The organism is Micromonospora sp. NPDC047187 (assembly GCF_040643355.1).
Classification (GTDB): Bacteria; Actinomycetota; Actinomycetes; order Mycobacteriales; family Micromonosporaceae; genus Micromonospora; species Micromonospora salmantinae.
In genome coordinates this window covers 148,216-168,753 of the sequence record NZ_JBEYUF010000008.1, presented here as the reverse complement: position 1 = coordinate 168,753, position 20,538 = coordinate 148,216, and the positions used below count along the sequence as shown (strand labels likewise).

Here is a 20,538-nt window from a genome sequence, read left to right as displayed (position 1 = left end):
ACCTCTTGATCAACAGGGGGATGACGGACGGCGCTGGTAGAAATGCCGGGTGGAGACAGCAGAGCGGGCAGCGGTACGCGAGCGGGCCGAGGCGGTGCTGCGCCGGCTGGCCGGTGACCACGCCCGGCTGCGCGAGGATCAGTGGCGCGCCATCGAGGCGCTGGTCGTCGACCGGCGGCGGGTGCTCTGCGTCCAGCGCACCGGTTGGGGCAAGTCGGCCGTCTACTTCGTGGCCACCGCACTGCTCCGGGACCGCGAGCAGGGCCACCAGGCCGGGCCGACGGTCATCGTCTCGCCGCTGCTGGCGTTGATGCGCAACCAGGTCGAGGCCGCCGCTCGGGCCGGCATCCGGGCCCGCACGATCAACTCGGCGAACCTCGACGAGTGGGACGAGATCACCGCCGAGATCCAGACCGGCGCTGTGGACGTGCTGCTGATCAGCCCGGAACGGCTCAACAACCCGGATTTCCGCGACGGCGTCCTGCCGAAGTTGGCAGCGACCACCGGCCTGCTGGTGGTCGACGAGGCGCACTGCGTCTCCGACTGGGGGCACGACTTCCGGCCGGACTACCGGCGGCTGCGGACGTTCCTCGCCGAGCTGCCCGAGCGCACCCCGGTGCTGGCGACCACCGCCACCGCCAACGCCCGGGTCACCCAGGACGTCGCCGAGCAGCTGGGCGACGCCCTCATCCTGCGCGGCACCCTGGACCGCGAGTCGCTGCGCCTCGGGGTGCTCGACCTGCCCAGCCCGGCGCACCGGTTGGCCTGGCTCGCCGACCACCTGGATCAGCTGCCCGGCTCGGGCATCGTCTACACGCTGACCGTGGCGGCAGCGGGGGAGACTGCCGAGTTCCTGCGCTCCCGGGGCTACCCGGTCGCCTCGTACAGCGGGCAGTCCGACGACGCCGACCGGCGTGCCGCCGAACAGGACCTGCTCGACAACAAGATCAAGGCGCTGGTCGCCACCAGCGCCCTCGGCATGGGCTTCGACAAGCCTGACCTGGGCTTCGTCGTCCACCTCGGCGCGCCACCCTCGCCGATCGCGTACTACCAGCAGGTCGGCCGCGCCGGCCGCGCCGTCGAGCACGCCGAGGTGCTGCTGCTGCCCGGCGTCGAGGACGCCGCGATCTGGCGTTACTTCGCCTCCCTGGCGTTCCCACCGGAGCAGCAGGTCCGGGCCGTGCTGGCCGCCCTGCACACCGACCGCCCGCTCTCCACCCAGGCCCTCGAACCCCTCGTCGACCTGCGCCGGGCCCGGCTGGAGCTGATGCTCAAGGTGCTCGACGTGGACGGCGCGGTCCGCCGGGTGCGCGGTGGTTGGCTCGCCACCGGCGAGCCGTGGGTCTACGACGAGGCCCGGTTGCGCCGCGTCGCCGAGGCGCGCACCGTCGAGCAACAGGCCATGCGGGAGTACGCAACCACGTCCGACTGCCGGATGCGGTATCTACGGGAACGCCTGGACGACACCGAGGCGGTCGACTGCGGCCGATGCGACAGGTGCGCCGAGCCCCTCTTCGCCGCCGACGTGTCGACTGCCGCGCTCGCCGCCGCGCAGACCTTCCTCGGCCGACCCGGCGTGGAGATCGCGCCGAAGAAGCTCTGGCCGACGGGGCTCGACGCGGTGGGCGTACCCCTCAAGGGCCGGATCGCCCCCGCGGACCAGGCGCTGCCGGGCCGGGCCGTCGGGCGCCTCTCCGACCTGGGCTGGGGCGGCCGGCTGCGCTCTCTCGTCGGTCCGGAAGCGCCGGACGCGCCGCTGCCCGACGACGTCGCCGGCGCGGTCGTGGAGGTGCTGAAGGCGTGGGCGCACGGCGATGACCCGTGGCCCCGCCGGCCGGTGGCGGTGGTCGCTGTCGGTTCCCGTCGGCGGCCCCGGCTGCTCGGCTCGCTCGCCGAGCGGATCGCCACAGTGGGCCGGCTGCCGCTGCTCGGCGAGGTCACCGCGGCCGGCTCCGACGGCCCGGCCGGGCCGCGCGGCAACAGCGCCCAACGGGTACGCGCTCTGCACGACGCCTTCACCGTGCCCACCGACCTGGCCGACGCCCTGGCCGGGCTGGACGGCCCGGTGCTCCTCGTCGACGACCTGATCGACTCGGGCTGGACGATGACGCTGGTGGCCCGGGCCCTGCGCCGGGCCGGCGCGACCGACGTGCTCCCGCTCGCCCTCGCCGTGGCCGGCTGACCCGCTGCCCTCGGGGTCGGGTGGGAAAGTTCCCGGGCGGTGTCGAGTGCGACAGTCGCCACGCTGTCCGGGCGTCGGCCTGACGCGGCCGGGCGCGACGGTACCGTGGGCGGCATGACCGACCGGCAGCCCGTCACCCGTGCGCGCACCCTTGCGGGCAGGACCGTTGGCGGCGAGGCCGGCCAGGCGCGGGGCGTCGGTCGTGCTGATCAGGGTCCCGTGGAGCCGGACCGGAGCACTCTCCGGCTGGCGCTGGTGGTCGGCGGGCTGGTGCTGGCGGTGCTGCTCGGCTTCGGCCTCGGCCGGCTGAACGCCAACGGTGCCGTCACCGGCAGCCCGTCGTTGGCCGCCGAGCACACCGACCCACCGGGCGTCGCGCCGCACAACCACGGCTCGGCCACGGCCACCGATCAGGGCGCGGCCACCGAGCCGGGCGGTCTCGCGGTCAGTTCGGCCGGGTTCACCCTGGCGCCGCTGGCCACCGAGTTCGCGGCGGGTCGTCCCGGTCAGCTCCGCTTCCAGGTGCGCGACGCGCAGCGCCGGCCGGTGACCCGGTTCGCCATCGTGCACGACAAGCCGATGCACCTCATCGTCGTCCGGCGGGACCTGACCGGTTACCAGCACCTGCACCCGACCATGGCGGCGGACGGCACCTGGTCGGTGCCGTTGACCCTCGCGCAGCCCGGCCTCTGGCGCGCGTACGCCGACTTCACGGTGGTCGCCGACAACGGCGCGCAGACCGCTGTGACCCTCGGCACGGACCTGGTGGCGCCCGGCGACTACCGACCCCGTCCACTGCCGGGGCCGGCCACCTCGACGACCGTGGACGGCTTCACCGTCGGCTACCAGGGCACTGCGCAGGCCGGGGCTACCGTGCCGCTGACCTTCCGGGTCGACGGCGCTGACGGCGCAGCCCCGCTGGAGCGGTATCTAGGGGCGTACGGCCACCTGGTGGCGTTGCGCGAGGGCGACCTCGGCTATCTGCACGTGCACCCGGAGACCGAGTTGGTGGACGGTCAGATCAAGTTCTGGTTGACCACCCCCGGCCCGGGCCGCTACCGCCTCTACCTCGACTTCCAGGTGAACGCCGAAGTCCGAACCGCCGAGTTCACCCTCACCGTCCCCTAACCCGCCCCGCCCCCTCGCCCACTCCCGTTGATCATGAAGTCATTGCCTCTCGGCGCGGCGTGTCGTGGCAATAACTTCATGATCAACGCCGACGGGGGGTGGGGGTGGGGGTTAGCTGGCTCGGCGGATGGGGCGGCGGGCCAGGTAGCGGAGCAGGTCGCGGATGTGGTGCTTCTCCTCGGCGGGGACCGTGGGGTCGGCAAGCCGGTCCAGGATGGCCCGGACGTCGGCCTCGACCGGGCCGTCGTCGTGGCGTCGGCGGGGCGCTGGGCCGGCGTCGGGTAGCCCGAGCGCCCGGAACGCGGCGGCGACCGGCAGATCCAGCGCGGCGCAGAAGCCGCGCACCTTGGCCAACTCGGGATAGTCCTGCCAGTCGCCGGCCAGCCAGCGGAACACGGTGGAGCGGCCCACGCCCGTGTGCGAGGCAAGATCAGTCACGGTCCAGCCACGTTCGTCGCGAGCGTCATCGATGGCGCGCCGGACGAAGCGGGCGAAGGCCATCTGCGGTGATACGTCGGCTGATCCCATCCCTGTGTGTCTTCCCCTCCTGCCGGAGCACCGGGACGATGCGCCTTCCGAGGGTAGTACGCCAGGAGCCGGAAACAATTGACTGACCGCACAAACTGTCCCGTGGGCGAGACTTTTTCTCTGGAAGCGTGTGTGCAGAACGAAAATTGCATCGAGCGATATTCATCGTTCTTCCATTAAGCTCGGTGCCCGTCCCGACATCGCGTCTGTCGCCTGCCGCCTCCGACCGGACCACCGCCGAGGAGCACCATGGCCGAATCGAGCCGCCCCCAGCCGTACCAGCCCGGTGCGGTGAGCCTCTTCTTCGTCGCCAAGGCCGGCGTCTTCGCCGCCGCGTTCTGGATCTGGTTGCTGGTCCTGGTGCTCCGCACCGACTCCGCGACCGGCCTCCAGGTGCTGGCCGCCACCGGCACCATCACCACCACGCTCGTCGCGGTACTGCTCGGCGCCCGGATGGCGTTGCAACACAACGCCGCCATCCGGCACGCCGAGGTCAAGAAGTTGCTGGTGGACATCTCCTGGAACGCCTTCGCGGCGGCCGGCAACGCCGAGACCGGGGGCAAGGTCGTGCCATTCCCGACCGCCCCGGCCGACGGTGAGTGGGCCGCCCAGCGGCCCGCCGCCGACCGGGTGTCGGTCCTCGACCGTGGTGTCAGCGAGCGCAACGGTGGCCGCGACCGCCGACGCTAGCCACCCAGGAGCTAAGCGGGTGTCTCTCCGGTGGCCAGCAGGGTCTCCAGCCGGGGAGTGACCTGCCACTGGTCCACCAGCTCGCGGTATTCCGCGCGCTGCGGCTCGGTCGCCTCGGCACCGGTACGACGGGCGCGGATCAGCAGGTTACGCGGGGTGTGCTGCGAGTCCACGAACTCCACCACCTCGGTCCGGTACCCGTGCACCCGCAGCAGCCCGGCACGCAGCGCGTCGGTGAGCACGTCGGCGAAGCGCTCGCGCAGGATGCCCTGCCGGGTCAGCAGCTCGTACGGGGCCGGGGTGGGGTGGGCGCGGAGCTGCTTCGCCAGATCGTGGTGGCAGCACGGCGCGGCCAGCACCCAGCGGGCCTCCCAGCGCACCGCGCGGGCCAGGGCCTCGTCGGTGGCGGTGTCGCAGGCGTGCAGCGCCAGCACCAGGTCGGGGGCGGGGTCGACGACGGCGTCGGCGATCGTCCCGGCCACGAAGCTGACCTGGTCGGCCCAGCCCAGCCGCTGCGCCAGCTCGGTGTTGCGCCGCCGCTGGTCCTCCCGGACGTCCACACCGACCAGTTGGACGTCGAGCCCCCGACTCGTCAGGTAGCGGTACGCGGCGAACGTCAGGTAGGCGTTGCCGCAGCCCAGGTCGACCACCCGTAGCGGACCGGTCAGGTCGTCGGGCAGGGTCGCGGCCAGGGCCCGCAGGAACGCGTCCACCTGGCGGCGCTTGGCCGCCGAGCCGCCGATCTCCGCGAAGATCGGGTCACCCGGGTCGAGCAGGTATTCCTTCGTCCGGTCGTTTCCGGTGGGCGTCGCCGCCGGACGGGACGTCGCGGCCCTGTGCACCTGCGCCTCGCCGGACTTGGTCACCCGCAGTTGGAGGGTGGCGTCGGCCGTCTCGACGTGCCAGTTGCCGAACGGCTCGGCGAGCAGCTCGTCGATCGCCGCGGCGGCCTCCGGACCGGAGGCGAGGTTGCGGGTGTAGGGGCGAGCACCGTCGGACGTGGTGATCTGCATTCGGGGCCCGGCCTTGAGCCGCACCGGCCGCAGTTCGGCCCGCTCAACTGTGGGGCGGCGACCGCGTCGACGTCCGGCGGCGACCGCCCGGGTCAGCGCGGGGTCGAGCAGCAGCGCCCGAACCTCGGTCAGGGCGGCGTCCAGTGGTTGCGGCATCGTTCCATCTTCGGCAGGTGGGGTGGGAGAAGGGAACATCCCCCGCACCGCGCGAGGCGGTGCGGGGGATGTCAGGTGTGGCTGGTGGTCAGTCCGCGGTCGCCTCGGCCGGCGCATCCGCACCGGAACCGCCACCACGGCGGCGGCGTCGGCGGCGCGGCTTGGACGCCTCGCCGTCGGACGCGGTGGCCGGCTCGGAGGGGCCGGCGTCGGCGGAGATCACAGCGGTCGCCTCGGCCGCGACCACCTCGCCGGCCCGGCGGCGACGCCGGCGGCGGGGGGTACGGGTGCCTTCGTCGGCGGCGTCGGCCGCAGGTGCCTCGGCGACGGCCGGCGTGCCGGCGTCGGAACGGTCGCGGCGGCCATCGCCCCGACCACGGCGCTCGCCGCGACCCTCACCACGGCTCTCGCCGCGTCGGGGGCCCCGACCGCCGCTGTCGCCCCGACGGGAGCGGGTCGTCCCACCCAGATCCTCTTCGATCTCGGCGGACAGCCCGGCCCGGGTGCGCTCGGCCGTGGGCAGCGTGCCGCTGACCTCGGTGGAGATGTGCAGGTCGGTGTAGAGGTGCGGCGACGTGTGGTACGTCTCCGGCGGCTCCGGCATCTCCAGACCCAGGGTCTTGTCGATGATCCGCCAGCGCGGCATGTCGTCCCAGTCGACGAAGGTCACCGCCACACCCGTCGCGCCGGCCCGGCCGGTACGACCGATCCGGTGGGTGTAGGTGTCCTGGTCTTCCGGGCAGTCGTAGTTGATGACGTGGGTGACGCCGGTGACGTCCAGCCCACGGGCCGCCACGTCGGTGGCGACCAAGATGTCGATCTTGCCGGCCCGGAAGGCCCGCAGAGCCCGCTCGCGGGCGCCCTGGCCGAGGTCACCATGCACCGCGGCGACCGCGAACCCGCGGAAGTCGAGGTCCTCGGCGACCCGGTCGGCGGCCCGCTTGGTACGCGTGAAGATCATGGTCAGCCCACGCCCCTCCGCCTGGAGGATGCGCGCCACCACCTCGACCTTGTTCATCGAGTGGGTGCGGTAGACCAACTGCTGGGTCTGCGGCGACGGGCCGGTCTCGGCGGTGTGCCCGGCGTGGATCGTCATCGGCTGGCGCAGGAAGCGCCGAGACAGGGTGACGATCGGGTCCGGCATGGTGGCCGAGAAGAGCATCGTCTGCCGGTCTTCCGGAAGCATCGCCAGGATCTTCTCGACGTCGTCGAGGAAGCCCAGGTCGAGCATCCGGTCGGCCTCGTCGAGGACGAGTGCGTGCACCCGGTCGAGCCGGAGGTGCTTCTGCTTCTGCAGGTCCATCAGACGGCCGGGCGTGCCGACCAGGATCTCGACGCCCTTGCGAAGCGCGTCGATCTGCGGCTCGTACGCCACGCCGCCGTAGATCGGCAGCACCCGGACGCCACGCGTCCGGCCGGCGGCGGCCAGATCCTTGGCGACCTGGATGCCCAGCTCACGGGTGGGGACGACGACCAGCGCCTGGGGGACACCGTCGCTGCCCTCGCCCGGGGCGAAGACCCGGTCGAGCAGCGGTACGCCGAAGCCGAGGGTCTTGCCGGTGCCGGTGGGCGCCTGACCGATCAGGTCGACGCCGCGCAGCGCGATCGGGATCGCGTACTCCTGGATGGCGAAGGCGCGGGTGATGCCGGCCGAGGCCAGGGCCTCGACGGTTTCGGCGCGGGCGCCGAGTGCGGCGAACGTGGGGGCCTCCGGTCGAACCGGGGCGGTGGGGGCCAGTTCCTGGCCGTCCAGCAAATCTTGAGTCAGGTCGCTCATGTGGATGTGGGGGTGCCCTCTCGTGGGTGCGCCCGTCATGTCCTCAGGGCGCGTTCGGTATGACGCGGGCCACACGGTCGGCGGCAGATTGCCGAGCCGGACCGGGCCGCACGCGCGCCGCGGGCTGAGCTTCGATCAGATCGGCGCCCACGGCAACTGCTCCATGTTACCTGAACAGGCATGCCCCCGTCCCGATTCCCGGTCGGCCACTCGCCACGCGGGGCAAGCAATTGTGACCTACGCCACACTTATTGCCCGCCGCCCGCCCGTCGACCGTGAGCGTGGAGCTCGGTCGGGGTGCGCAGTGGGTGGGCCGCGCCTGAGGGCCGGTACGCGATAGCCTGCCGCTCGTGTCCGCCTCCGGTTCCGCGTACGCCGACCTGCTGGGTCTGGTCGCCTTCGGTGAGCTGCTCGCCTTCGAGCGAATGGCGGGCGATGCCCGGCTCGCTCCTGACCTGCGCCGCCGGGCCGCGCTGAACGAGATGGCCGCGGCCGAGATCGCCAACTACCGGCGCCTCGCCGACCGGCTCACCGCGTTGGGTGTCGCGCCTGAGGATGCGATGGCGCCCTATGTCGAGCCGTTGCAGGCGTACCACGACTCGACCGAGCCGCGGGACTGGGCGGAAGTGGTCACCAAGGCGTACGTGGGCGACGCGATCACCGACGACTTCGTTCGCGAGATCGCCGATGCGCTGGAGGAACCGGACCGGGCGCTGGTGCTGGACGTCCTGCACGACTCCCGGTACGCGGACTTCGCCGCTGCGGAGATCCGGGTGGCCGTCGCCGACGACCCCCGGGTGGCCGGTCGGCTCTCGATGTGGGCCCGGCGGCTGGTCGGCGAGGCGTTGTCCCAGGCCGGCCGCGTCGCCGCCGAGCGGGCCACCCTCACCGCGCTGATCGCACGCGACGGCCGGGTCGACGTGCCAGGGCTTTTCGGCAGGCTCACCACCGCGCACACCGCGCGGATGGCCGCCGCCGGGCTGAACAACTGACCACCCGGCCGGGTCGGCCGGCGCCGGCCTGCGGCAGGTGGGCCGAGCGCCGACCTGCCGCGATGGCCGGACCAGTCAGCGGACGGTGAACCCGACCGCCCGGGACGACGCCTCGGCGATCTCGACGTAGGCGACCTTCTCGACCGGAACGATGACCCGCCGGCCCTTCTCGTCGGTCAGGGAGAGCGTGCCGCCGTTGCCGGCGAAGGCGTCGGTCACGATCTGCTCGATCTCGGCCGGCGACTGCGCGCTGTCCACTACCAGCTCGCGTGGCGCGTACTGCACGCCGATCTTGACCTCCACTGTGCCTCCTCAACTGGGGCGAAAGAACCGCCCTGCGAAGGCTATCCGATCACGGGGCCGGAGGTCAGGCTGACTCACCTTGCAGCGGGAAGCTCGCGATGCCCCGCCACGACAGCGCCGCCACCAACGCCTCCGCCTCGGCCTTCGGCACCTGCCGGCCGCCGGCCAGCCAGAACTGCGCTGCCGTCTCCGCCGCGCCGACCAGCCCGGAGGCGAGCAGCTCGGCGTGCGCCCGGCTCACCCCGGTGTCGGAGATGATGGTGTCGGTGATCGCCGCGATGCAGCCCTGCTCGACCCGCTCCACCCGCTGCCGCACGGCCGGGTCGTTGCGCAGATCCGACTCGAAGACGAGCCGGAACGCCTCGCTCTCGTGGTCGACGAAGTCGAAGTAGGCCCGTACCGATGCGCTGACCCGCTCCTTGTTGTCGCTGGTACCGCGCATCGCATCCTGCACCTGAGCGACGATGGCGTCACAGTGCGTGTCGAGCAGCGCCAGGTAGAGATCCATCTTTCCGGGAAAGTGTTGGTAGAGCACCGGCTTCGAGACCCCGGCCCGCTCGGCGATGTCGTCCATCGCGGCGGCGTGGTAGCCCTGCGCGACGAACACCTCCTGCGCCGCAGCGAGAAGCTGCTTACGACGCGCGGAGCGGGGCAGGCGGGTGGGCCGGCCAGCGGTCTGTGCACCGTTCCCCGCAGCGGTCATGGGATCCTCCGAGTTCTCCGTACGAGCCGGCGTTTTCCCCCCAGACCGGGCGAGGCCCGTGACCTCGGTCGTGGAAATGGCCCGCCGCTGTAACTTATCGCCACTCTCGGCACACGGTAGCCTCAGCGGGGGCGACCAAGGAGCGCGCGGTGAGTGAAACAGGGCAACCCGGAGCCGCCACCCCGGGAGAGCACGGTGACGGAGCGGGTCAGCACGACGACCCGAGCCGTTCCGTCAGTGGGTGGGCGCCTCCGGCGGGTGGGTGGCCCCGAGCCGCCGACCGCGAGGACGCCCGGGATGAGGCGCCGCGCTGGCAGCCCGACCCCGCGTCGGGCTGGCGGACCTCCTCGACACGGCACGGCGATCTACCATCGCCGCTGGTCGGCCGGTCGGGCGACCCCGAGTCGCCGGCCCGCACCAACGGCCACCACGTCAACGGCGCGCCCCACCCGGACGACGTCAACGGCGTCCACCACCCTGGTCTCGAACCGTCCGCGGGACGCCTCACGCCGGTGAGCGCCCCGCCCGGGCTGCCCGCCGAGGGCCGCCCCGGGGCGGCCAGCGACCGGCTCGTGGTGCCCGCCCAACGCCCCGCACCGCCGACTGAGCAGGGTGCCGTCGAGCCCGACCCCGGCCCCGCCCCACACTCCACCGTCGATCCGGCTGCCGCGCACCGTGCGCGCTGGGCCGAGCCCGGGTTACCCACCTCGGCCCCGCCGGCTGTCCAGGTGCCGCCCGTCGGCACCTCGGCGTCGGGTTTCGAGGTGCCGCCCGGTTTCCACGCGCCGACCGGCGAGCGGTTGGCCGCCGACGAAAGTCCGACGGCGCCACGCGACTGGCGGGACCCGCTCGCACCCGAGCCCGCGGCGACCTCGGGACGCACCTCGGGCCCGGCCGCGTCCGCCGACGAGGGCGAGCCCGGTCGCGCTGCCGAGAGTTCCCGACCGGCGGAGACGCATCGCACCGGGGACGCGCACCGTCCCGGTGAAACGCACCGGGCCGGGGAGTCGTCGGCCATCGAGCCCGACTGGTCGGGGCCGAGCTGGAACCGCCCGAGCTGGGGTGGCGGGTGGGCCCCGCCCTGGTCCCGCCAGGACGACGAGCCGGCTGGCCCGGCAGCACGGGACGAGTCGGCGCCGGACTGGGTCGGCGAACCCCACCAGCCGTACGAGCCGGTGCGCGCCGAGGTGCCCCGTCCGTACGAGCCGGTGCGCGCCGATCCGCCTCGGGCGTACGAACCCGTCCGGGTCGAATCCGAGCCCACCCCGGACCGCCCCGCCGAACCGACCAGCGCGCCACCGGCTGACCGTCCGTCCTGGGCGGGGGGTGCGTCGCCGACCAGTGGTCCGCCTGCCGATCGTCCGTCCTGGGCGGGGTCCGGGGCGACCGGCGGACCTCGCGCCGACCGTCCGTCCTGGGCGGGCGGGGCCGACCCCGACCCCACCAGCGCGTCGCCGGCGCGGCCCTCCTGGGCTGGGGGGTCCGATCCGACGCCGACCAGCGTGCCGCCGGTTCGGCCGTCCTGGGCCGGCGGGTCCGAGGCGGCGACCAGCGTGCCGCCGGTACGACCGTCCTGGGCCGGCGGATCCGAACCGCCCGCGACCGGCGCGGCGTCGACGCGGCCGTCCTGGGCCGGCGGTGCCGATCCGGCACCGGCCAGCTCCCCGCCGACGCGACCCTCCTGGGCCTCCAGCCCGGCATCGACCGACCCGTCCGCACCGGCCGAGGCGATACCCCCGGCACCCGTCGGACCGCCTCCGGCGCCGGCCGGGCCGCCTCCCACGCTGACCGACGCGCCACCGGCTCCGGCAGGCCCGTCGCTGGTCGCGGAGCGGTCGTCCTGGACCGGCGGTTCGCCGACGGCGAGCAGTTCCCGGGCCGAGCGGCCGGACTGGTCCGAGGGTCGGCTCCCGGCCACCCCGGTCGAGCGCCCGTCGTGGCCGGCCAGCCGATCGGCCGGCGCCGGTGGGGGCGACGGAGGCGAGACGCCCGGCCGGTCCCGGCCCGACGTCCGACCGACCGCACCGTTCCGGCTCCGGCCGGCGACACCCGAGCCCGGTCCGTCACCCGTCGAGCCGCCCCCATCGGCCGCGCCGGTAAACGGCTCGCCATCGACTGACGCCACCCCGTCCGCCACCGCAGCGGTCCCGCCCACCGCCGCCAAGGGTTCCGGCCGCCGCGATCAGCCCGCACCGGCGTCCGCCTCCGCCTACGCGGCGCGCCGATCCGCTCCGGACCCGACGTCGCCGGCCGACGACGGCCGGCAGTCGGCTGCGAGCGCGGTGGTGCTGCCGCAGCGCGTCCCCGCAGAACCGGACGTGCCCGTCGTGCCGGAGCCGCCAGCCGTGGAGCCACCCGCCGAAACCCCGGAACTCGCCCGCATCGCCACCCACCTGCGCCGGGACGACGAGCCAGCCCCACTGCGTGAGCGCCCCGAGGGGTTCGACGTCAACGCCATCCTGGACGCCGTCCGGGAGGTGGCCGGTGTCCGCGACGCGGCCCTGCGCCGCACGCCGGCGGGGGCGCACAGTCTGCGACTGGACCTGGCCGACGGCGCCGACCCGGCCGAGGTGAGCCGGCAGGTGGCCCGGCTGCTCCAGGAGCGGATGGGGTTGGCCGCGGCCCCGCAGAACGTGCCCGGCCTGCCCAGCACGCCACCGCCACCGGTCCGCCGTCGCGCGGCCGAGCCCGCCGAGCGGCGTACCCCGGAGACTCGAAACGCGGCTTCGCGCGATCCCGGCGAGATTCGGTCGGCCGAGTCGCCGACGGTCGCCCGCCCGTCCGGCGGTCGGGTCGAGTCCCCGCCGGCCGGCCCGGAGCAGCGGACCGGCACCGACTCGACCCGCCGCCGCCGGTCGAACGCTCCGCACCGGGGGCGCGCCACCGTGGAGGAACCCGGGTCGGTCTCGTCCGCGCCGACCGGCGCCGCGACCGGTAGCCCGGCGACGCTGGGCACGTCGTACTCCGGTGGTCAGGTGACCACGACGGAGTCGGCGCCGTCCCGGCCGCTGGAGACCGGCGGTACGCCGGGGCCCCGAGTGGTGATCGACCACGTGCAGGTCAGCACCTTCGGTCTGGACGCGAACGTGGAGGTCCGGCTGCTGGCCGGGGGCGACAGCGCCTCCGGGTACGCCACCGGGCCGGCGGTGGACGGCTACGTGTTGCGGCTCTGCGCGGTGGCGGCGGCTGCCGCGGTGGACGAGTTGCTGCGCGGTGCCGAGAACGCCGAGCGGGGGCGCTGTTTCGTCGAACACGCTGCTGTGGTGCCGTTCGGCAATTGCGAGGTGGCCACCGTGGTGGCGCTGCTGGTCTGTGAGGGCTGGGTCGAGCAGCTCGCCGGGTCGGCCCTGGTCGCGGGTGATCCCCGTCAGGCGGTGGTCCGGGCGACGCTGGCGGCGGTCAACCGTCGGCTGGAGGCGCTGCTGTCCTGAGTGGTCCGAGGCAGACTGGAGCAATGAGACGCGCCACCCTCTGGCCGGACCACCTGCTCCCCGACGACAGCGTTCCGCCGCCGTGGCCGGGCCGGGAAGTCCGCCTCGACGGACGGGCCACGTACGTCCGGGACACTCCGGCCACCGCGGCCGGCGCGGAGCCGGCGCTGTACGTGCACGGGTTGGGCGGGTCGTCGCAGAACTGGACCGACCTGGCCGGGCTGCTCGCCGACCGGCTGGACGGTCAGGCCATCGACCTGCCCGGCTTCGGCCGTAGCGAGCCGGGCCCGAGCTACACGATTCCGGCCTTCGCGGATCTGGTCGTCCGCTGGATCGAGCAAACCGGTCGAGGGCCTGTGCACCTGTTCGGCAACTCGCTGGGTGGCGCGGTCGCGGTCCAGGTCGCCGGGCTCCGGCCGGAGCTGGTCCGCACCCTCACCCTGATCTCCCCGGCGCTGCCGTTCCTGGATTTCCGGCGCTCGTTGCAGGGGCGGATGCTGCCGGTGCTCGCCATCCCCCGAGGTGAGCGGCTGGTCGCCCGGCACCTCACCCAGATGGCTCCCGAGGTGATGGCCCAGCAGGTGCTGGAGGCGTGCGTCGCCGACCTCAGCCGGATCTGCGATCAGCGCCGGGCCGAGGCGTTGGAGGAGATCCGGGTGCGGTACGAGGCCGAGCACTACGCCGCCGCGTACGTCCGGACATTCCGTGGGCTGGTCTCCAGCTTCCTGCGGGCGTACCTGCCGGGGCCGGGGTCGCTGTGGCGCCTCGCCGAGGCGGTACGCGCACCGACCCTGGTGGTGGGCGGTCTTCAGGACCGTCTGGTCGACGTGCGGGTCGCGCCGCAGACCGCCCGGGTCATTGCGGACAGCCGATTGATGATGCTCGGCGGCGTCGGCCATGTGGCGCAGTTGGAGGTTCCCCGGCTGGTTGCCCGCGCGGTGGTCGGTCTGCTCGCCGAAACGGAGGACACCGCGGGGCGGTCTGATCTGGCAGGCTGACCTGGATGCCCAGCTCAGCCCGCCATCCTGCTCGCCGTCGGCGACGTTTCGCGCTGTTCGCCCAACTGGTGGCGGTGGTGGTGGCCGTCGGCGCGGCGGTGACAGTGATCGCCGAGGGGCCGGGTGGGCATCCCGGCGCTGACCGGTTGGCCGCCGAGGAGATCGGCCCGCCGCCGCTGGTGGCCGGGCCGCTGCCGCCCGACCCGTCGCCCTCTGACGCGGTTCCGTCCAGCCCGCCCCCGGTGTTGCGGGTGCCCGGCGTGGTTCCGAGCGCCGGCACGGGCGGGTTCGGCTATGACGCCCGCTCCGGCCCGGTGCTGGGTCGGGCGGGTGAGCTGCGGCGTTACCGGGTCGCTGTGGAGTCGGGCAGTGCCGAGGACGTCGCCGAGTTCGCCCTGGCGGTTGAGGCGGCGCTCGCCGGGCCGGGCAGTTGGGTCGACAGCGGCAGGTTGCGGCTACAGCAGGTGCCGGGGGCTGCACCTCGGGACTTCACCGTCTACCTGGCCACCGCCCGCACCGCGGGTCGGATGTGCGCGACGGGTGGGGTGGACATCCGGATCGGCGGTCGCCCGTACACGTCCTGTCGGGCGCCCGGCCAGGTGATCATCAACCTGGATCGGTGGCGGTTGTCAGTGCCGCACTTCGTCTCGGCCGGCGTGCCGTTGACGGTCTACCGGACGTACGTGGTCAACCACGAGGTGGGTCACCAGCTCGGGCATCGGCACGAGCGCTGCCCCGGCGCGGGCCGGCCGGCGCCGGTGATGATGCAGCAGACGCTCTTCCTCAACGGCTGTCGGGTCAACCCGTGGCCGTATCTGAACGGGCGTCGATACACCGGTCCCGCCCTGTGAGTTGCTCGGCCCGACACGCCGACTGTTGACCCCTCCATCAGGCGTCTTGCGGCAATAGCGATAAAATCGGAGAAATGCCCGAATAATCTGGCAGGCTCGATCGTATGACGCCGTCGTCCCCTTACGGCCCGCCCCGGCCGCCCGAGCACCGGTCGGCGTTGCGGGGTGTGCGTCCCGCGTTCGTCCGGATGCACCGGCGTCGTCGTCGCAGCATGCTCCTCGGCCTGCTCGTGCTCGCGGCCGCCATCGGGGTGACGGTGAGCCGGGGCGGCGAGTCGTCGGTCGAGCCTCCGGCCACCACGCAGGGCGGAATGGGCCACGGAGGTGGGGTGGCCGCGCACCCGGCGTCCACCGGCTATCCGTCGGTCGGAGCGGGGCGCTTCACGGCGGCCGACGGCGAGACACCCGTGCACGGCACGGACGGGCCGCTGCACCGATACCGGGTCGTCGTCGAACGAGGCGCCGGCCAGGACGCGGACGTGTTCGCCGCCAGTGTGGACGAGGTGCTGGCCGACCCGCGCAGTTGGATCGCGTCCGATGAGCTGCGGGTGCAACGGGTGGCCGACGCCGGGGCCGCCGACTTCACCATCTACCTGGCCACCCCTGTCACGTCCGAGCGGATGTGCGCCGAGGGCGGGCTGACCACCGAGCGCTACACCTCCTGTCGCCTGCCCGGCCAGGTCATCATCAACCTGGCCCGCTGGATGGAGGCGGTCCCCGACTACGGCGCCTCGCTGGACACCTACCGGACCTACGTCATCAACCACGAGGTGGGCCATGAGTTCGGCGAGGAGCACGAGGCGTGCCCCGGCCCGGGGGAGCCCGCCCCGGTGATGCAGCAGCAGACGTACGGGCTGCACGGCTGCGTCGCCAACGCCTGGCCGTACCTCGACGGTCGTCGTTACGCGGGGGACATCGTCCCCTGATCTGCCGGGTCGTCGGTTATTCCCGCTCCCGCATACCGGACCACGTGTCGTCCCTCATGGCCGAGAGGGCTTCCCGCGAGCAACAATGGCGCGGTTCACACCGCCGATCCCGGGGAGTCCACCGTGTCGTTGCCCCCGCTCGTCGAGCCCGCCGCCGAGCTGACCGTAGACGAGATCCGCCGCTACTCACGTCACCTGATCATTCCGGACGTCGGGGTGACCGGCCAGAAGCGGCTGAAGAACGCCCGGGTGCTCTGTGTCGGCGCCGGTGGCCTCGGGTCGCCCGCCCTGATGTACCTCGCCGCGGCCGGGGTCGGCACGCTCGGCATCATCGACTTCGACACCGTCGACGAGTCGAACCTCCAGCGCCAGATCATCCACGGCGTGTCCGACATAGGCCGGTCCAAGGCCGAGTCCGCCGCCGCGTCGATCCGCGAGATCAACCCCCTGGTCAACGTGGAGATCCACAACACCGCGCTGGACCGGGAGAACGTCCGCGAGATCTTCGCCCAGTACGACCTGATCGTCGACGGCACCGACAACTTCGCCACCCGCTACATGGTCAACGACGCGGCGGTGCTGCTGGGTAAGCCGTACGTCTGGGGGTCGATCTACCGCTTCGACGGTCAGGCGTCGGTGTTCTGGGCCGAGCACGGCCCCTGCTACCGGTGCCTCTACCCGGAGCCGCCGCCGCCCGGCATGGTCCCCTCCTGCGCCGAGGGTGGCGTGCTCGGCGTGCTCTGCGCGTCGATCGGTTCGATCCAGGTGAACGAGGCGATCAAGCTGCTCACCGGCATCGGTGAGCCGCTGGTCGGCCGTCTGATGGTCTACGACGCCCTGGAGATGGAATACCGCAAGATCAAGGTCCGTAAGGACCCGAACTGCGCGCTCTGCGGCGACAACCCGACGGTCACCGACCTGCTGGAAGACTACGAGGACTTCTGCGGCGCGGTCTCCGAGGAGGCCCAGGAGGCGACGCTCGACTCGACCATCACCGCCCTGGAGCTCAAGGAGTGGCAGGACGCCGGCAAGGACATCTTCCTCGTCGACGTACGCGAGCCGGCCGAGTACGAGATCGTCCAGATCCCCGGCGCCACCCTGATCCCCAAGGGCGACATCATCTCCGGTGAGGCCCTCGCGAAGCTGCCACAGGACCGGCAGATCGTGCTGCACTGCAAGTCCGGCGTCCGCTCGGCGGAGGCGCTCGCCGCGCTCAAGGCGGCCGGATTCAAGGATGCCGTGCACGTGCAGGGCGGCGTGCTCTCCTGGATCAAGCAGATCGACCCGTCGCTGCCCGCGTACTGACCGGTCGAGCCGGGGCGGCCCTGGCGCGGCCACGCCGCCGCGCCGGGGTGGCCCACGCGGCTGCCCCGGCAAATCGACGCAGATGACGCCGAGCGGCCGTCCGGCCAGAGCGACGCAGCCATTCCGAGCTGGCCGATTCTCCGAGGCGGCATCGCGTCTGCGCAGGTAGCGTCTCCGCCGTGGTCGACTTGGAAGCCGCGATCGGGTTCGTCGTGGCGCATGGGGATGCGGTGGAACGCGCCCGCCTCTCCTGGCTCCGCAACGGCACGGCCGTGCCCGCCGAGTTGCTGGAGACGGCCGAGGTCGGCCAGTCACCGGACGGCGGCTGGCCGGCCACCTGGGGCGGCGAGGTCGCCTCGATCGACGCCACCTGCTTCCGGCTCGTCGAGCTGGACGACCTGGGCGCGCTCGGCCGTCCCGCCGCCCGCCGCGCCCTGGACTGGCTGGCGTCCCGGCAACAGGCCGACGGCGGTTGGGAAGAGGACGCGTCGCTGGCCGACTCGGCACCGGAGTGGGCCCGTCCCGGCGACCCGGAGGCCGGGTTCCTCGTGTCGGCCAACGCCGGTTTCTGGCTCACCGTCGCTGGCCTGGACGCCCGGGCCTCGGGTCCGCTCGACCATCGGGTCGGTGGGGCATACGCCGGGGTGGTGCAGGCGGCGGCCCACTCGCTCGCCGCGCGGCTGCGCCCGGACGGTAGCTGGCCGTCGTACCTCGCCGCCGGCTGGCTGAGCGCGGCCGTGCTGCACCGGCAGGAGATGTTCCAGGAGTCCGCCCGGATCCAGGTGGCGCTCGCCGAGCGGATGCCGAAGATGACCCCCGGGGACGTGGCGTGGCTTGCGGCCACGTTGCGCCGCGCCGGCGTCGACCCCCAGGACTGGATCATGGTGCGGGCGCTGCGCCGGCTGACCGAGACCCAGCGCAGCGACGGCGGCTGGGAGAGCGACGACGGCCACCAGTTCGACGTGCACGCCACGCTGGCCGCGATCCGGGCGGCCCGGCCCACCCCGCCCGGCTGAGCCGCCCCGTCGCTAGCGCACGTGTCCGTCGCCGGTGACGACGTACTTGGTGCTGGTCAGCTCGGGCAGGCCCATCGGACCGCGAGCGTGCAGCTTCTGGGTGGAAATGCCGATCTCCGCACCGAAGCCGAACTCGCCCCCGTCGGTGAACCGGGTCGAAGCGTTCACCATCACCGCCGCCGCGTCCACCCTCGCCACGAAGTCGCGGGCCGCGCTGGCCGAGTCGGTGATGATCGCCTCGGTGTGCCCGGTGCCGAAGCGGCGGATGTGCGCGACCGCCGCGTCCAGTGAGTCCACCACCGCCACCGAGATGTCGGCGGACAGGTACTCGGTCGCGTAGTCCTCCTCGGTCGCCGGAACCACGGCGGCGGAGTGGGCGGCCACCTCGGGTGAGCCGTGCACTGTCACCCCCGCCTCGGCGAACGCGGCCAGCACCGGCGGCAGGAACGCGTCGGCGATGCCCGCGTGCACCAGCAGCGACTCGGCGGTGTTGCAGGTGGACAGGCGTTGCGTCTTGGCGTTCAGCGTCACCGCGACGGCCTTCGCCAGGTCGGCGGCGGCGTCGACGTAGACGTGGCAGTTGCCCACCCCGGTCTCGATCACCGGCACTGTCGACTCCTCGACCACGGTGCGGATCAGCGATGCGCCACCGCGCGGAATGAGCACGTCGACGAGACCTCGGGCGCGCATCAGCTCCTTGACCGAGTCACGGGAGCTGGCGTCGAGCAACTGCACCGCGTCGGCGGGCAGACCGGCCCCGGCGACCGCGTCGCGCAGCACCGCGACCAGCGCGGCGTTCGAGTGTGCGGCCGACGACGACCCGCGCAGCAGCGCCGCGTTGCCGGACTTGAGGCAGATCCCGGCGGCGTCCACCGTCACGTTGGGCCGCGCCTCGTAGATGATGCCGACCACCCCGAACGGCACCCGGATCTGGCGCAGCTCCAAGCCGTTGGGCAGGGTGGACCCGCGGACCACCTCGCCGACCGGGTCGGGCAACGCGGCCATCTCACGCAGCGCGTCGGCGATGCCGGCCACCCGACCCCCGTCGAGCGCGAGCCGGTCCAGCACGGCCGCGCTCAGCCCGGCCTCACGGCCAGCCGCCAGGTCCGTCTCGTTCGCGGTCAGGATCTCCGGGGTACGCGCCACCAGCGCGTCGGCCATCGCCACCAGCGCGACGTCCTTGACCGTACGCGTGGCCACTGCCAACTCAGCGGCGGCGTCCCTCGCCCGTCGCGCCTGCTCAACCACGCTCATGCCAGCACTCCGCTTCGCTCCGTGTCGACCTGAGGCACCAGAGCCCTGAATCGATGATTCGCTCGCTGACGCTCGCTCATGCCAACGCTCCTCAGATGGGGTGGGAAGGTCCTCGGGTCACAGCAGCACCAGGTCGTCGCGGTGGACGACCTCTCGTTCGTACGCCGGGCCGAGCGCCGCGGCGAGTTCGGACGTGGAGCGGCCGAGCAGCCCCGGTAGCTCCACCGCGTCGTAGTTGACCAGCCCGCGGGCGACCGATGCGCCGGCGGTGTCCACCAGGTCCACCGGGTCGCCCGCCGTGAACGTGCCGTCCACGGCGGTGATGCCGGCCGGGAGCAGCGACTTGCGCCGCCCGACGACGGCGGCGACCGCGCCCGGGTCGAGGTGCAGCCGCCCCCGGGGTGAGGTGGCGTGGGCCAGCCAGAACAGCCGGGCCGTCGGCCGTCGCCGCTGCGGGTGGAAGAGCGTGCCGACCGGTTCGCCGGCCAGTGCCGGCGTGGCCAGGTCGGCGGCGGTGAGCACCACCGGGATGCCGAAGCCGGTGGCGATCCGCGCGGCCTCGACCTTGGTCACCATGCCACCGGTGCCGACGCCGGACCGGCCGGCCCCGCCGATGGTGATGCCGGAGAGGTCCGCGTCGTCGCGCACCTCGGCGATCCTGGTCGAGCGCGGGTTGGTGGGGTCACCGGTCCAGAGCGCGTCCACGTCGGAGAGGAGCACCAGCAGGTCGGCGTGCACCAGCGCGGCCACCAGGGCGGCCAGCCGATCGTTGTCGCCGAACCGGATCTCCTGGGTGGCCACCGTGTCGTTCTCGTTGACGATCGGCACCGCCCGCAGGTCGAGCAGCTTGCGCAGCGTCCGGTACGCGTTGCGGTAGTGCGCTCGCCGGGTCACGTCGTCGACGGTGAGCAGCACCTGCCCGACGGTGCGGCCGTGCCGGGCGAAGCTGGCCGCGTACCGGCCGATCAGCAGCCCCTGCCCGACGCTGGCGGCGGCCTGCTGGGTGGCCAGGTCGCGCGGGCGTCGGGACAGCCCGAGCGGGGCGAGCCCGGCGGCGATGGCGCCGGAGGAGACCAGCACCACCTCGCGCCCTTCGGCGGTGAGTCGACCGAGGGTGTCGACCAGCGTGTCGACGCGCTCGTCGGCCAACCCGCCGGTGGCGGTGGTCAACGAGGAGGATCCGATCTTGACGACGACCCGCCGGGCCGTCGTGACTGCGTCGCGCACCCGACCATTCTGCGTGGTCACGGCCGCACCGCCCGGCGGCGTTCCCATATGGTGGCGG

At 73.3% G+C, this 20,538-nt stretch carries 16 protein-coding genes and 1 pseudogene; 10 read left to right on the top strand and 7 right to left on the bottom strand.

Annotation, left to right across the window (positions count from 1 at the left end; translation table 11 throughout):
* Positions 1-49 precede the first annotated feature (49 nt).
* Together ABZ794_RS16330 and ABZ794_RS16325 are read left to right on the top strand one after the other, a co-directional pair.
* Positions 50-2,182, top strand: coding sequence for a DEAD/DEAH box helicase (locus ABZ794_RS16330; RefSeq protein WP_357516088.1), 2,133 nt, complete (start codon positions 50-52; stop codon positions 2,180-2,182).
* A gap of 114 nt (positions 2,183-2,296) precedes the next feature.
* On the top strand, positions 2,297-3,310 hold the full coding sequence (locus ABZ794_RS16325; protein ID WP_247669910.1) for a hypothetical protein: 1,014 nt from the start codon (positions 2,297-2,299) through the stop codon (positions 3,308-3,310).
* A gap of 111 nt (positions 3,311-3,421) precedes the next feature.
* On the opposite strand, the gene ABZ794_RS16320 is transcribed toward ABZ794_RS16325, so the two are convergent.
* Positions 3,422-3,838, bottom strand: coding sequence for a helix-turn-helix domain-containing protein (locus tag ABZ794_RS16320; protein ID WP_210785506.1), 417 nt, complete (start codon positions 3,836-3,838; stop codon positions 3,422-3,424).
* Positions 3,839-4,087: 249 nt separating this feature from the next.
* On the opposite strand from ABZ794_RS16320, the gene ABZ794_RS16315 reads away from it, so the two are divergent.
* Positions 4,088-4,528, top strand: a complete 441-nt coding sequence (locus tag ABZ794_RS16315; RefSeq protein WP_210785505.1) for a hypothetical protein — start codon at positions 4,088-4,090, stop codon at positions 4,526-4,528.
* 11 nt (positions 4,529-4,539) lie between these two features.
* Here ABZ794_RS16315 and ABZ794_RS16310 read toward each other — a convergent pair whose 3' ends face one another.
* Together ABZ794_RS16310 and ABZ794_RS16305 are read right to left on the bottom strand one after the other, a co-directional pair.
* Positions 4,540-5,697, bottom strand: a complete 1,158-nt coding sequence (locus ABZ794_RS16310; RefSeq protein WP_210785504.1) for an SAM-dependent methyltransferase — start codon at positions 5,695-5,697, stop codon at positions 4,540-4,542.
* Positions 5,698-5,785: 88 nt separating this feature from the next.
* Positions 5,786-7,474, bottom strand: a complete 1,689-nt coding sequence (locus tag ABZ794_RS16305; protein ID WP_210785503.1) for a DEAD/DEAH box helicase — start codon at positions 7,472-7,474, stop codon at positions 5,786-5,788.
* Positions 7,475-7,824: 350 nt separating this feature from the next.
* Between ABZ794_RS16305 and ABZ794_RS16300 the strand changes: the two genes are divergently transcribed.
* A complete protein-coding gene (locus ABZ794_RS16300; RefSeq protein ID WP_328652074.1) occupies positions 7,825-8,466 on the top strand; it encodes a ferritin-like fold-containing protein in 642 nt (213 codons plus the stop codon).
* Positions 8,467-8,541: 75 nt separating this feature from the next.
* On the opposite strand, the gene ABZ794_RS16295 is transcribed toward ABZ794_RS16300, so the two are convergent.
* A complete protein-coding gene (locus tag ABZ794_RS16295) occupies positions 8,542-8,769 on the bottom strand; it encodes a DUF3107 domain-containing protein (protein ID WP_088950288.1) in 228 nt (75 codons plus the stop codon).
* Between the two features lie 64 nt (positions 8,770-8,833).
* Positions 8,834-9,472: a TetR/AcrR family transcriptional regulator gene (locus tag ABZ794_RS16290; RefSeq protein WP_030489514.1), complete on the bottom strand. Its 639-nt coding sequence runs from the start codon at positions 9,470-9,472 to the stop codon at positions 8,834-8,836.
* A gap of 1,502 nt (positions 9,473-10,974) precedes the next feature.
* On the opposite strand from ABZ794_RS16290, the gene ABZ794_RS16285 reads away from it, so the two are divergent.
* The 6 genes and pseudogenes from ABZ794_RS16285 (at position 10,975) to ABZ794_RS16260 (ending at position 17,999) form a co-directional block, all read left to right on the top strand.
* Complete coding sequence (locus ABZ794_RS16285; protein WP_357516138.1) at positions 10,975-12,903, top strand: hypothetical protein; 1,929 nt, start codon at positions 10,975-10,977, stop codon at positions 12,901-12,903.
* A gap of 23 nt (positions 12,904-12,926) precedes the next feature.
* Entirely contained in the window at positions 12,927-13,901 is a 975-nt protein-coding gene (locus tag ABZ794_RS16280) for an alpha/beta hydrolase (protein ID WP_357516084.1), read from the top strand.
* A 5-nt stretch (positions 13,902-13,906) separates the two neighbouring features.
* On the top strand, positions 13,907-14,752 hold the full coding sequence (locus ABZ794_RS16275) for a DUF3152 domain-containing protein (RefSeq protein ID WP_357516082.1): 846 nt from the start codon (positions 13,907-13,909) through the stop codon (positions 14,750-14,752).
* 104 nt (positions 14,753-14,856) lie between these two features.
* A complete protein-coding gene (locus ABZ794_RS16270; RefSeq protein WP_210786560.1) occupies positions 14,857-15,678 on the top strand; it encodes a DUF3152 domain-containing protein in 822 nt (273 codons plus the stop codon).
* A gap of 56 nt (positions 15,679-15,734) precedes the next feature.
* Positions 15,735-16,983, top strand: a pseudogene (moeZ, locus tag ABZ794_RS16265) (adenylyltransferase/sulfurtransferase MoeZ).
* A 179-nt stretch (positions 16,984-17,162) separates the two neighbouring features.
* On the top strand, positions 17,163-17,999 hold the full coding sequence (locus ABZ794_RS16260) for a prenyltransferase/squalene oxidase repeat-containing protein (protein ID WP_238689110.1): 837 nt from the start codon (positions 17,163-17,165) through the stop codon (positions 17,997-17,999).
* 12 nt (positions 18,000-18,011) lie between these two features.
* Here the strand turns inward: ABZ794_RS16260 and ABZ794_RS16255 are convergent, their stop codons facing one another.
* Both ABZ794_RS16255 and proB read right to left on the bottom strand, forming a co-directional pair.
* Positions 18,012-19,253, bottom strand: a complete 1,242-nt coding sequence (locus tag ABZ794_RS16255; RefSeq protein WP_210786558.1) for a glutamate-5-semialdehyde dehydrogenase — start codon at positions 19,251-19,253, stop codon at positions 18,012-18,014.
* Between the two features lie 117 nt (positions 19,254-19,370).
* The gene (gene proB / locus ABZ794_RS16250; protein ID WP_210786555.1) at positions 19,371-20,528 is read right to left on the bottom strand and encodes a glutamate 5-kinase; all 1,158 of its coding nucleotides are present in this window, start codon (positions 20,526-20,528) and stop codon (positions 19,371-19,373) included.
* Positions 20,529-20,538 lie beyond the last annotated feature (10 nt).

Coding starts and splice junctions, on each gene's coding strand:
- ABZ794_RS16325 (WP_247669910.1), top strand. CDS start 2,297: ATGACCGACCGGCAGCCCGTCACCCGTGCGCGCACCCTTGCGGGCAGG.
- ABZ794_RS16320 (WP_210785506.1), bottom strand. CDS start 3,838: ATGGGATCAGCCGACGTATCACCGCAGATGGCCTTCGCCCGCTTCGTC.
- ABZ794_RS16315 (WP_210785505.1), top strand. CDS start 4,088: ATGGCCGAATCGAGCCGCCCCCAGCCGTACCAGCCCGGTGCGGTGAGC.
- ABZ794_RS16310 (WP_210785504.1), bottom strand. CDS start 5,697: ATGCCGCAACCACTGGACGCCGCCCTGACCGAGGTTCGGGCGCTGCTG.
- ABZ794_RS16305 (WP_210785503.1), bottom strand. CDS start 7,474: ATGAGCGACCTGACTCAAGATTTGCTGGACGGCCAGGAACTGGCCCCC.
- ABZ794_RS16290 (WP_030489514.1), bottom strand. CDS start 9,472: ATGACCGCTGCGGGGAACGGTGCACAGACCGCTGGCCGGCCCACCCGC.
- ABZ794_RS16280 (WP_357516084.1), top strand. CDS start 12,927: ATGAGACGCGCCACCCTCTGGCCGGACCACCTGCTCCCCGACGACAGC.
- ABZ794_RS16275 (WP_357516082.1), top strand. CDS start 13,907: ATGCCCAGCTCAGCCCGCCATCCTGCTCGCCGTCGGCGACGTTTCGCG.
- ABZ794_RS16270 (WP_210786560.1), top strand. CDS start 14,857: ATGACGCCGTCGTCCCCTTACGGCCCGCCCCGGCCGCCCGAGCACCGG.
- ABZ794_RS16255 (WP_210786558.1), bottom strand. CDS start 19,253: ATGAGCGTGGTTGAGCAGGCGCGACGGGCGAGGGACGCCGCCGCTGAG.
- proB (WP_210786555.1), bottom strand. CDS start 20,528: ATGGGAACGCCGCCGGGCGGTGCGGCCGTGACCACGCAGAATGGTCGG.